This is a genomic window from Microbacterium kunmingense (genome assembly GCF_023155745.1).
Taxonomy (GTDB): Bacteria; Actinomycetota; Actinomycetes; order Actinomycetales; family Microbacteriaceae; genus Microbacterium; species Microbacterium kunmingense.
Map to the genome: position 1 here is coordinate 44,030 of NZ_JAKNUS010000010.1, position 12,049 is coordinate 56,078.

General features: G+C 70.9%; 12 protein-coding genes. 2 read left to right on the forward strand and 10 right to left on the reverse strand.

The window, feature by feature from the left end; all coding sequences use genetic code 11:
- Positions 1 to 5: 5 nt before the first annotated feature.
- Together MA875_RS13880 and coaE are read right to left on the reverse strand one after the other, a co-directional pair.
- Positions 6 to 605: a hypothetical protein gene (locus MA875_RS13880; protein ID WP_248242855.1), complete on the reverse strand. Its 600-nt coding sequence runs from the start codon at positions 603 to 605 to the stop codon at positions 6 to 8.
- Positions 606 to 645: 40 nt separating this feature from the next.
- The gene (coaE, locus tag MA875_RS13885; RefSeq protein ID WP_248242856.1) at positions 646 to 1,272 is read right to left on the reverse strand and encodes a dephospho-CoA kinase; all 627 of its coding nucleotides are present in this window, start codon (positions 1,270 to 1,272) and stop codon (positions 646 to 648) included.
- Positions 1,273 to 1,399: 127 nt separating this feature from the next.
- Here coaE and MA875_RS13890 point away from each other — a divergent pair, with 127 nt between their 5' ends.
- Entirely contained in the window at positions 1,400 to 1,753 is a 354-nt protein-coding gene (locus tag MA875_RS13890) for a response regulator transcription factor (protein WP_248242857.1), read from the forward strand.
- Positions 1,754 to 1,758: 5 nt separating this feature from the next.
- On the opposite strand, the gene MA875_RS13895 is transcribed toward MA875_RS13890, so the two are convergent.
- From MA875_RS13895 to MA875_RS13930, 8 genes are all read right to left on the reverse strand, one after another.
- Positions 1,759 to 2,937 carry a hypothetical protein gene (locus MA875_RS13895; protein ID WP_248242858.1) on the reverse strand — a complete coding sequence of 393 codons (1,179 nt, stop codon included), beginning with the start codon at positions 2,935 to 2,937 and terminating at the stop codon, positions 1,759 to 1,761.
- The gene (locus MA875_RS13900; protein ID WP_248242859.1) at positions 2,937 to 4,619 is read right to left on the reverse strand and encodes a sensor histidine kinase; all 1,683 of its coding nucleotides are present in this window, start codon (positions 4,617 to 4,619) and stop codon (positions 2,937 to 2,939) included. The genes MA875_RS13895 and MA875_RS13900 overlap by 1 nt, the downstream gene beginning before the upstream one ends.
- Before the next feature lie 4 nt (positions 4,620 to 4,623).
- Entirely contained in the window at positions 4,624 to 6,225 is a 1,602-nt protein-coding gene (locus MA875_RS13905) for an MFS transporter (protein WP_248242860.1), read from the reverse strand.
- A gap of 9 nt (positions 6,226 to 6,234) precedes the next feature.
- Positions 6,235 to 7,443 carry an MFS transporter gene (locus MA875_RS13910; protein WP_248242861.1) on the reverse strand — a complete coding sequence of 403 codons (1,209 nt, stop codon included), beginning with the start codon at positions 7,441 to 7,443 and terminating at the stop codon, positions 6,235 to 6,237.
- A 97-nt stretch (positions 7,444 to 7,540) separates the two neighbouring features.
- A complete protein-coding gene (gene rpsA / locus MA875_RS13915) occupies positions 7,541 to 8,995 on the reverse strand; it encodes a 30S ribosomal protein S1 (protein WP_248242862.1) in 1,455 nt (484 codons plus the stop codon).
- A gap of 205 nt (positions 8,996 to 9,200) precedes the next feature.
- Positions 9,201 to 9,590, reverse strand: coding sequence for a hypothetical protein (locus MA875_RS13920; protein WP_248242863.1), 390 nt, complete (start codon positions 9,588 to 9,590; stop codon positions 9,201 to 9,203).
- Positions 9,591 to 9,631: 41 nt separating this feature from the next.
- Positions 9,632 to 10,129, reverse strand: coding sequence for a MarR family winged helix-turn-helix transcriptional regulator (locus MA875_RS13925; protein WP_248242864.1), 498 nt, complete (start codon positions 10,127 to 10,129; stop codon positions 9,632 to 9,634).
- A 48-nt stretch (positions 10,130 to 10,177) separates the two neighbouring features.
- A complete protein-coding gene (locus tag MA875_RS13930) occupies positions 10,178 to 10,837 on the reverse strand; it encodes an SDR family oxidoreductase (protein WP_248242865.1) in 660 nt (219 codons plus the stop codon).
- 85 nt (positions 10,838 to 10,922) lie between these two features.
- On the opposite strand from MA875_RS13930, the gene MA875_RS13935 reads away from it, so the two are divergent.
- Positions 10,923 to 11,969, forward strand: coding sequence for an FUSC family protein (locus MA875_RS13935; protein ID WP_248242866.1), 1,047 nt, complete (start codon positions 10,923 to 10,925; stop codon positions 11,967 to 11,969).
- Positions 11,970 to 12,049 lie beyond the last annotated feature (80 nt).

The window sequence follows — 12,049 nt, forward strand, 5'->3', positions numbered from 1 at the left end:
GCCCGTCAGCCGAATCCGCCGCCGAATCCTCCCGCATCCATTCCGCCGAAGCCCCCGTCGCCGAATCCGCCGCCGAGGCCCCCGTCGCCGGCGAACCCGCCGGCGTCGGCGGTCGCGCCCGGGTCGACGGTGTCGACGAGCCATCCCGGCTGCTCGGCGAGCATGAGGGAACCGGCGCCGACGGTGAAGTAGGCCGTCACCGCCTGGGTGAGGAGGAACTGCTGCGCGACGACGGTCATCACGCCGGCGCTCATGAGGACCGAGCGCGGGTCGGCGGCATCCCGGGGGTCGCCGGTCTCCGGCGTCAGCCGTCCCTCGGATCGCTCGGCGCGGTATCGCTCGGCGCGCCGAAGGAGCTGGGCCAGCAGACCCGGCTCCGCCGTGGCATCCCGACGCTCGTCATCGCGGAGGAACGGGCGCAGCTCCTCGAGCATCTGCCGCCGCCGCTCGACGGGGAGGTCTCGGAAGGCGGCGGCGTGCGCGCTCTCGATGACCGACGCGGGGAGCGTGTTGAGCAGATACACGTACCGCGAGATCTGCTCCTCTTCGGTGACCGCGCGATACGGGGTCTTCCGTCCCCGACGGAATCTCGAGAGCACACCCATGACGGCTCCTTCTGATCGATAGCCACAGGGTACGCCGAACTCAGCCCTGGGCGGCCTTCTTCCGGGCGATCAACCCCGGCAGCTCCTGCCAGAGACGGTCCACCTGGGAGAGCGTCTCGGCCAGCGGCGCCGCCGTATCGACCACCACGTCGGCGAGCGCGAGTCGCACGTCGTCGGGCACCTGTGCGGCAATCCGGGCGCTCGCGTCGGACTCGGTGAAACCGCGGAGGTCGATGAGCCGCCGACGTCGGACATCGGCGGGGGCGTGGGCGACCACGATGAGATCCCACGGATCGTCGCTCCGCGCCTCGGCGAGCAGGGGCACGTCGTACACCACGACCGCCCGGGGGTCGGCGGCGAACGCCTCGGCGAAGCGGCGTGCCGACTCGGCGCGGACAGCGGGGTGCACGACGGCGTTCAAGCGTGCGACCGCGGCGGGATCGCCGAAGGTGCGACCGGCGAGCGCCGCCCGATCGAGGGTGCCGTCGGCGCGGAGGATGTCGCCCCCGAATTCGGCGGCGAGGGCCTGAAGGACCGGGGATCCCTCCCGCTGGACGTCACGGACGATCGCGTCGGCGTCCACGACGACCGCGCCATGGTCGCCGAGTCGACGCGCGATGGTCGATTTCCCCGAGGCGATCCCGCCGGTGAGCGCGAGCAGAGGCATGCCTCCACCATGCCACGTCGATGTCATACGGCGCGGCGCGCCCGCGCACTCTAGACTGGGCCGATCGGACGCAATCCCGAACGCGGCCGGAAGCGAGCGAGGCAGCGCGGTGCCACAGTCAGCCGTCGTGATCGAAGATGAGGCCGACATCCGGTCGCTCATCTCCCTCGTGCTGGAGTCGGCAGGCTACGCCGTGCACGCCGCCGACAACGGGGTGGACGGTGTCGAGCTGGTGCGCCGCGTGTCGCCGGAGGTCGTCACCCTCGACATCAGCATGCCCGGCATCGACGGATACGAGACCGCCCGGCGCATCCGCCGATTCAGCGCCACGCACATCATCATGATCACGGCGTTCGTGCAGGAGTCCGATGCGCAGGAGGGTCTGGACGCCGGCGCCGACGAGTATCTGCGCAAGCCCTTCCGTCCTCGCGAGCTGCGCGCGCGCATCGAGGCGCTCGCGACGTCCCGCCGGCCCGAATAGGCGGCTCAGCCCTCGGCGCTGCGCGCGACCACCACCGCCGAGTCCGCGCTGGAGAAGCCGTTCACGGCGCTCGCTCGCGCGACCCGGAGAAGCGTGTCGGCGTCGTAGCCCACGACCTCCGTCAACGCCACACCCACCCCGACGACGGGCAGGCCCACGCCGGAGAGCTGCCCCAGCGCATCGAAGCTGCCCCGGTACAGGGTCATCGCCTCCCGGCGTGCGGCACTCGGCGAGGACGCCGTCGTGACCAGCGCGATGCCGCCCTCGTCGTCCTCCCCCATCACCGAGAAGAGCGGTGCGTGGGTTCGGACCGCCTCGCGCCACACCGTGATCGCCTCCCGGCGCGCCTCCTCGCCGAACGCGGTGGCGATGTGCGCCAGATCGTCGAGCCTGACCTCGATGACGGCGAGCGCGGTACCCCGGGTCATGGCCCGGGCCGCGAGCGACTCCAGCGCCGCCCGCATGCGCCCGGCGGTGAGAATGCCCGTTACGGCATCCTCGGCCCCGGCCAGCGCCCGCTGGTGGCGCAGCTCGGCGCGCCCGGCGCGGAGCACGGAGGTGACGATGACCGCGACGACGATCAGCAGGATCGTCAGCATCCCGACCACGACGCTGCCGAACCAGGTCTGGAAGGTGGGGTCATCGGGGCCCAGCAGCAGGAACGCGACCAAGCGGAGGAGGAAGAAGACGCTCTCCACCAGGAACACCGCGCCCAGCACCCAGGCCGTGCGCGCTCTGCCGAGCGACCCGCGAAAGCACTCGACTCCCGCGGTTGCGGCGACCACGACGAGTGCGGCGAAGGTCCAGGCGGCGCCGGCCCAATCGCCCCGGGTCGGCGCATCGACGACGGTCGCGATCGCCGTGATGATGCTCAGCGCCGCGATGATGACGAGCGCGACGCCGTTCCGACGCTCGTTGTAGAGGCGACAGCCGACCCACATCGCCCCGGTCCCCGCGACGAAGGTCACGTTCCCCGCGACGACCGCCCAGAGGGCCGTGGGGTCGGCGGCCCATGCCAGATAGAGCAGCGACGTCAGAATGGCGCCGAGGAACCCGAGCGACCATGCGCGACCCGCTGCCTCGTCGCGGCGCAGCACCGTCTCCAGGAGGAACACCGTGCCGGCGACGAAGACGACGAGCGCGGTCATCGCGGCCGTGGTGACGAGGTCGAGCTCGCTGAGCATCAGGCCTCCCCCGCCCCGGGCCGGGTCGCCGGGAGCGTCACGGTGAACGTCGACCCCACACCCAGCACACTGCTCACGGTGATGTCGCCCCCGTGGCCGCGCACGATGTCGCGGCTGATGGCGAGGCCCAGTCCCGTGCCCGAGACCGCCGACGATCTGACGGCCACGCCGCGGTAGTACCGCTGGAAGAGCGCCTCGGTGTCTTCCTCCGTCATCCCCACCCCGGTGTCTTCGACGACGATCGCCGTCCATCGACCCGTCGTCGCGGACTGCAGCGAAACCCGTCCGCCCTCCCGGTTGTACTTGACCGCATTGGACAGCAGGTTGTCGACGACCTGCGCGAGGCGGCGGGGGTCGACGTACGCGTGGGCGGGGCGCAGCCGTGCGGTGTCGATCGTCACCCCGCGCTCCCCCGCGCGCAGCACGAGGGACTCCACCGCGGCCCGGACGACCTCGGAGACCTCGACGAGCTCGGGCTGCATGACGAGTTCCACGCGATCGTCGGCGGCTGAGGATGCGGTGAGGACATCGGAGACCAGTTCGAGCAGCTGCTCGGCGTTGCGGTCCGCGATCTGCAGGTTGGATCGGATCCGCGGCGGAGTCGCCGGGTCGTCGATGGCCAGTTCGATGTACCCGAGGATCGAGGTCAGCGGTGTGCGCAGCTCGTGAGACACCGAGGAGATGACCTCATCGCGGGCGCGCGCCGCGAGCATCTCCACCGTGACGTCGCGCGAGACCACGACGGCGCCGTTGTCGCGGCCGTCGGCGTCGAGCAGGCGGCGGGCGGTGAAGCTCAACGCTCGCTGAGGGCCGCCCGGGGTCCCGAACCACGCGCGCTCGTCCTGGAAGACCGCGCCGCGGCGCGCTCGTTCGAGCGGCAGCTCGTCCCGTGGCAGCGGTGTCGTGCGGTCAACCCGATAGGCCTCCGGGCGGTCCTTCCCTTCGACATCGGCCAGAACCTGCTGCAGGCGCGCGTGGGCATCGTTGGTCACAGTGATGGCGCCGGTCTCGTCGATGCGGATGATGCCGAAGTCGACCGCGTCGAGCACCTCGGTGACGATCTGCTCCTGTCGCCGCGCCCGCTCGGCGGATTGCCGCAGAAGCGCCGCCTGTTTGTCCAGCAGCATCCGTTGCGCAGCCGCCCGCCGCGCGGCGATGAAGGAGGTCAGCCCGACGGCGACGAGCACGACCGGCAGCAGGATCGTGCTGAGGATCGCGGGGTTGGGTGGCCCGATCGCCACGGTGATCCAGTAGGTGACGGTGGCGGTGGTGACCCCCGAGATGAGGCCGATCATGCCGAAGCCGGTCGCCAGCCACATCACGGGGAAGATGAACAGCAGCCCCGTCCCCAGCGCCGGCGCACCGCCGCGCATGACGCCGACGGCGACGATGTCGGCGAGAGGGATGCCGATCAGCCACCACGAGGACATCCGTCCCCAGGGGATGATCAGGGCGAGTCCGGTGAGGACGAAGACCCCCGTCACCCCGACGAAGAACACCAGCATGCTCTCGACCAGATCGGTCGCGAGGACGGCGATCGCGACCACGAGGACGAGGGCACCGAGGAGCAGCTGCGTGAGCGCCGGGGAGCGTCCTCGTGTGCGGTCGGCGAGGACCACGTCGACCCAGCGGCGCGCGTCGGGGGCGACGGCGGGAACGGATGCGGTGGGGGTGACGTCCATCCGATCAGGCCCGCCCTGCCGCCGAGTCGGCATCTTCTCGCGCATAGCCGGCGACGAGTTCCTGCTCGCGTGCGAATCCGGGGAGGAAGATCGCGACGACGGTCGCGCCCACGACGATCGCGACGGCACCGATGAGGTAGGCGAAGAACGCACCGTCGAGCAGGGACTGCGTGGCTCCCTGCGTGATCTGCGTGGCGTACTGGGGATACTGCTCGGCGACGCGCAGCGCCGAGGCGTAGGACGCCTGGAGCGCCTGGGTCACTTCCGCGCCGACCGACTGCGCTTCCGCCGACGCCGCGATCTGCCGCGCGAACGAGGCGGCGAAGCCGGCGGCGAGCACCGCACCGAGGAGCGCCTGCATGATGGAACCGCCGAGGTCGCGCTGCAGGTCGGACGTCGCCGATGCCATGCCCACCCGTCGGATCGGCGTGCTCTCGGTGAGCGCACGCGACGCGGGCGTCATGGCGAAGGCGGCACCGCTGCCGATGAAGAGGAAGCCGGCACCCACGAGCACGTAGGGGGTCGACTCCCCCCACAGCAGCGTCGTGAGAAAGCCCAGCAGGACCAGGCCGTATCCCGCGAGCATGGTCGTGCGGGACCCGCGGGAGGTCAGCAGCCGCGCCGACAGCGGCGCGCACAGCAGCAGACCGACGGCGGCCGGGACGACCGCGAGCCCCGCTTCCAGGGTGGAGTAGCCGAGGATGTTCTGCAGGAACTGCTGCCCGACGAACATCGCGCCCATGAGCGATCCGAAGACGATCGTGCCACCGGTGGCCGGCACCCAGAACATGCGCCGGCGGGCGACCTTCAGTTCGTAGATCGGATGCCGCGACGCGACCTGCCGCCAGGCGAAGAGCCCGAGGAGCACCACCGCGGCGCCGAGGAGAACCAGCCCGAGCACCGTCCGGCCGGGGGCGAAGACCAGGCTCACCCCCAGCACGAGCGCGGCGATCGCGAGCGTCGCGAGGACGCCGCCCAGGTGATCGACGGGGTCATCGGACTCCTTCACGTGCGAGGGCACGACGAGCGCCACCAGCACGAGGGCCGTCGCGGCGATCGGCGCCGCCAGCAGGAAGGCCGACCCCCACCACCAGATCGTCAGGAGCAGGCCGGCGAGCACCGAGCCGATCACCGCGGCGGTCGCACTCACCCCCGACCACAGGGCGATCGCGACGGTTCGCCGGGGGCCCTGCGCCCAGAGGGCGGTGATGAGCGAAAGGGTGGTGGGGAAGGCCATGCCCGCCGCGACGCCGGTGAAGATCCGCGCGGCGATGAGCACCTCGACGGACGGGGAGAAGGCGGACAGGAAGCTCGCCACCACGGTGAGTGCCAGTCCCAGCATGAGCAGCTGCTTGCGCCCGTACCGATCGGCGAGCGCTCCGAGGTACAGCACCGACATCGCAAGGCCCAGCCCGCAGCCGACCGCCACGAGGTTCAGTGCGGTCTGGGTGGCGCCGAAGGCGTCTCCGACGTCGGGGAGGGCGACGTTGGCCGCAGCGAGGTTGATGTTGCACACCAGCGCGGCGAGGATCAGGGCGGTCAGCACGAGGGGCGCCCGCGGGGGGACGGTGCCGAGGCCTGCGTCATCCGCTTGCGTCTGGGTCACGCGCTCACTTTAGCGAGGCGCGAGACCCGCGGTGCGCAGCACCGCGACGGCGATGACCCCGGCGGTGGTGCAGAGGATCGCGAGCGCCGCGATGAAGGCGGTCCACCCGGCACCGGCATACACGAAGCCGAGGCACCAGCCGAACAGGCTCGATCCGCCGTAGTAGGCGAGGTAGTACAGCGACGACGCCTGCGCGCGGGTGTCGACCGAGGCGGCCACCGGCGCCCATCCGGAGGCCACCGCGTGCGCGGCGAAGAACCCCGCGGTGAAGACCAGCAGGCCGAGGAGGACGACGACGGTCGTGGGCGCCATCAGCGCCCCGAGCGCCGCGATCATCGCGGCGATCCCCCCGAGGAGGACGGGGAGCCGACCGTGACGCGCCGCCAGGGTGCCGGCCCACGGCGAGGAGACGGTGCCGGCGAGGTAGGAGAGGAAGAGCAGCGTCGCGAGCCATCCCGGCAGGGCGAACGGGGGCTCGGCGAGGTGGAAGCCGAGGTAGTTGAACACCGCGACGAAAGCGCCCATGAGGAGGAATCCCTGCGCGTCGATCGCGAGCTGGGTCGGCGAGCGGAGGACGGCTGCGAGGCGCTCGGCGAGTCCTCGTCCCGGCCGATGGCGGTGGGGCGCGAACCCCCGCGCGCGGGGAACCAGTCGCAGGAAGATCACGGCCGACACCGCGCACAGCAGGGCCACCGCCCACATGCCGGCCCGCCACTCGGCGAGGTCGGCGACGGGGCCCGACACGAGCCGGCCGGTGAGGCCGCCGACGGTCGTCCCCGCGATGTAGCTGCCGGCGGCAGCGGCGGTGTGGCGCGCATCGACCTCCTCGCTGAGATAGGCCAGGGCGATGGCCGGTATGGCCCCGAGGGCCACCCCCTCCGCCAGGCGGATCGCGAGCAGCACGCCGATGTCGCCGGCCAGTGGTGCGAGGAGCCCCAGAAGCGTCGCCGCGCAGATGCCGATCGTCATCGCGGGCACGCGACCGAAGCGATCGGCGACGATCGACCACGGGATGACGGCGGCAGCGAGCCCCAGGGTGGTCACCGAGACCGCGAGGGAGGCGGTCGGCGGTGAGACGTCGAGGTCGGCGGCGATGAGCGGCAGCACCGCCTGCGGGGAGTAGAGCTGCGCGAAGGTGGCGATGCCGGCGAAGAACAGGGCGACGAGGAGGCGCCGGTAGGCGCGACTGCGCGGCAGGTGCCCGGTCGCGTCGCTCACCGGTCCGAGGTTACGCGACGCATCCGTCACCTGCGCCGGAACGGCGGAGGGCCGGAACCCTGAACGGATTCCGGCCCTCTGCGCGGGTGGCGCGGGATCAGCGACCCGACAGCTTCTCCCGGAGCGCGGCGAGCGCCTCGTCGTCGGCCAGCGTTCCGCCGACCGAGGAGTCGGAGGTGAACGAGGACGATCCCGTCGACTCGGCCGCGGGCGCGTTCGCCTCGGCCTCGAGGGCCTTGATGACGGCGGCCTTGTGGGCTTCCCAGCGCGCCTGCGCGGCGGCGTAGTCCTGCTCCCAGGCCTCGCGCTGCTCGTCGAAGCCTTCCTTCCACTGGTTGGTCTCCGGGTCGAAGCCCTCGGGGTACTTGTACTCCCCGTTCTCGTCGTACTCGGTGACCATGCCGTAGAGCGCGGGGTCGAACTCGGTGCCGTAGGGGTCGACCGACTCGTTGGCCTGCTTCAGCGACAGCGAGATGCGGCGACGCTCGAGGTCGATGTCGATGATCTTGACGAAGACCTCTTCGCCGACCGACACGACCTGCTCGGCGAGCTCGACGTGCTTGCCCGAGAGCTCGGAGATGTGCACGAGGCCTTCGATGCCGTCCGCGACGCGCACGAACGCACCGAACGGAACGAGCTTGGTGACCTTGCCCGGAGCGATCTGGCCGATCGCGTGCGTGCGGGCGAAGACCTGCCACGGGTCCTCCTGCGTCGCCTTGAGCGACAGGGAGACGCGCTCGCGGTCGAGATCGACCTCGAGGATCTCGACGGTGACCTCCTGGCCCACCTCGACGACCTCGGAGGCGTGCTCGATGTGCTTCCACGACAGCTCGGAGACGTGCACGAGACCGTCGACGCCGCCGAGGTCGACGAACGCACCGAAGTTGACGATCGACGAGACGGTGCCCTTGCGGACCTGGCCCTTGTGCAGGTTGTTGAGGAACGTGGTGCGCGACTCGGACTGCGTCTGCTCGAGGAGGGCGCGGCGCGAGAGCACGACGTTGTTGCGGTTCTTGTCGAGCTCGAGGATCTTCGCCTCGATCTCCTGACCCAGGTACGGGGTGAGGTCGCGGACGCGGCGCAGCTCGATGAGCGAAGCGGGGAGGAACCCGCGCAGGCCGATGTCGACGATGAGGCCACCCTTGACGACCTCGATGACCTGGCCGGTGACGACACCGTCGGTCTCCTTGATCTTCTCCACGTCGCCCCACGCGCGCTCGTACTGCGCACGCTTCTTGGACAGGATCAGGCGGCCTTCCTTGTCCTCCTTCTGGAGGACGAGAGCCTCGACGTGATCGCCGACACCGACGACCTCGTTGGGGTCGACGTCGTGCTTGATCGAGAGCTCGCGCGAGGGGATGACACCCTCGGTCTTGTAACCGACGTCGAGGAGCACCTCGTCGCGGTCGATCTTCACGACGGTGCCTTCGATGAGGTCTCCGTCGTTGAAGAACTTCAGGGTCTTTTCGACCGCGGCCAGGAAGTCCTCGGCAGATCCGATGTCGTTGATCGCGACCTGCTTGGTGGCCGGGGCGGTCGTTGCGGTAGTCATGTAGTGGGTTGTCCTTGGTGGTGTGGTGTTCGGGCCTCGGCTGCCGGATCCGCACGCGAACGCGGACGAATCCCGGCCCCGAGGCGGAGCGGATTGTGGTCGTACGGTGTCACGTGTGGCGCACAGGCCCACGCGTCACCCCGAGGTGAAAACCCGGGCATGGTGGAACCGTCACACGCGTGACACTTCAGGTTATCAGAGTGCGTCAGCCCGCGGAGACCTCGACGGTGAACTCGAGCGGCTGGATCCCGCCGTCCTGGTTGGTCATCGTCACCGTCGTCGTGCCTTCGGCCAGAGCGCGCACGCCGGGGTTGAAGGTCGCGCTGCCGTCATCCCCGCCCTGGACGAACTCCGCCACGGCGGGGTCGGCGACCTCTCCCTCGTAGCTGTCGACGGCGAGGTCGCCGGTATCGATGTTGAGCGCCTGCCCGACGACGAGTTCGACGGTGGCGCCCTGCAGATCGTCCGCCGACTCGGTGACGGGGGCGATCACGGAGGTGTTCTCCGGATCCGCCGCGCCCGGCGCGCAACCGGTGAGTGCCAGCGCGAACGCGGCGGTGCAGACGGCGGCGAGGACGAGCTTCGGGCTGCGCATGATCTCACCATGCCAGGACGCGGTGCCGGAGGGGAAGTATGTCAGACCAGCAGTCGGCCGAGGAGACGCGTGAGGATCCCCTGCTCCTCGCGCGAGAGCCCTGCCAGCTCCTGCGCCTCCCGGCGTACGAGCTCGGTCATCGCAGCGTCGACCCGCTCGGTGCCCTCGGCGCTCAGTCGCACCAGTACGCCGCGTCCGTCGCGCGGGTTCGGTCGGCGTTCGACGAGCCCGCGCGCGGCGAGCTTCTCCAGGCGGTTCGTCATCGCCGCGCTGCCGATCATGGTGGACCCGATCAGCTGAGCGGGACTGAGCTCGTGGGGATCCTCCGCGCGGCGCAGAGCGGCCAGGACGTCGAACTCCCACACCGACAGGCCTGCACTGAAGAAGGCCTCGGCCCGGAGCCGAGCCAGACGCAGCGCGACCCGCCGCAGCCGCGACATGACGTCGAGGGGCGTGAGATCGACGTCGGGGAGCCGACGAGACCACGCGTCGATCAGCAGATCGACGTCGTCATCCCTCTCCCGGGCCTCCCCGCTCATACTCCGACCGTAGCGGACGTCATGGGGGGTGAGCCGCGTCGGTGGTCGCTATCGCGCGTCGGAGGCCGCGGCGAGAGCCTCGGCGATGGGCTGCGCTCCCCCGCCGAAGCGCAGCGTGCGCCGAATGGTGGCGGGTTCGACCAGAGCCGCGGCGACAGTTGCGGCGACATCCGCGCGCGGAACGGCGCCGCGACCGTCCGGATCCAGCGTGATGCGTCCCGTACCCGGCTCGTCGCGCAGCGCGCCGGGTCCGAGCACCGTCCACTCCAGAGCGGTGGCGCGCAGGTGCTCGTCGGCGGCGAGCTTGGCGTCGGCGTAGGGAAAGAAGTCGTCGTCCTCGGGAACACCGTGGTCGGGCGCCGACCCCAGCCACGACACCATGACGTAGCGCGCGATCCCGGCGCGGACGGCGGCATCCATCGAGCGGATCGCCGCGTCGCGGTCGACCGCATACGTGCGCGCCGCATCGCCACCGCCGGCGCCGGCCGACCAGATGATCGCGTCGTGCCCCGCCACCAGCTCGACGAGCGCCTCGGTGTCGAGCCGCTCGACATCGGCCACTCGCGCCGTCGCACCCGTGGCCTCGACCTCGCCGACGTGATCGGGGTTCCGGATGACCGCGGTCACCTCGTCGCCCCGCGCCACCAGCAGCGGCGCCAGGAGCCGCGCGACCTTGCCGTGTCCACCGAAAACCAGCACCCGTGACATCCGCTCTCCTTCTCTCAGGCGACACCTCAGCCCATCGGGCGTCGCCGACGCTGTCAACCCCGCCCGACGTGGCTAGCGTTGAGGTATGCGACTGACCTCGGCGATCCGCGCCCCGCGTCGCGCGCCGCTGCTTCAGGTGGCCAAATCCGCGATCGCGACCGTGGCTGCCTGGCTCGTCGCGGGCTGGCTCATCCAGGGGCCTCCCCCGGTGTTCGCTGCGATCGCCGCTCTTCTCGTCGTGCAGCCGAGCCTCAACCAGTCCTTCGCCAAAGCGATAGAGCGCAGCGTCGGGGTCATCGTCGGCGTGGCCATCGCCTCGGGTCTGGGGGTGCTCTTCGGCGATGCCACCTGGGTGGTCCTGGTCGCGATCATCGTGGCTCTCATCGTCGCGTGGGCGGCCCGGGTCACGGCGGGGACGGCCAACCAGGTCGCGATCAGCGCGGTGCTCGTGCTGGCCCTTGGCGCCACCACCCCCGACTACGCCGTCGATCGCATCCTCGAGACGATCATCGGGGCGATCATCGGCACGGTGGTGCACATCGTCATGGTGCCGCCGGTGGCGGTGACGCCCGCCCACGAGGCCGTCGACCGGGTCGGAGAAGAGCTCGCCCGATCGCTCGAACGCCTCGCCGACGCACTGACGGCGCAGCAGACCCGCGCGCAGATCGAAGAGCTCATGCTCACGGCACGGCTGCTGCGTCCCATGGTCGTGGACGCCGACGAGGCCATCGTGACCGCGCGGGACTCCCTCTCCCTGAACCCGCGGGCGCGTCGGTACCGCCGCGAACTGGACGAGGTCGCCCAGCTCCTCGCCATCTTCGGACCCATCGTGACCCAGACGATCGGGATGACGCGCGCGGTGTACGACCACTACGACGCGAGTCTGGCGACCGAGCCCGCGGTGCAGGCGATCGCCGACCAGCTGCGCCGGGCGGCGCACGACATCCGGCTCGACCTTCGCCGCACCCCGCGTGCCGGAGACGTCGAGCCGACGGCGACGACCACGATCCCCGCGCTCACCGCGCCCCTGCAGCTGACCGCGCCGTCGGCGACGAACTGGATCGTCGTGGGCTCGCTGATGGAGGATCTGCGACGCATCCACGATCAGCTCAGCGACGAGCGCTCACCGTGAGCGCGTCGCGGGACTGTGTCGCGGCCGCCGGGGACTGGTAGCGTGCGGGGACCCGAGGTGACGCACGACAGCCTGACGGA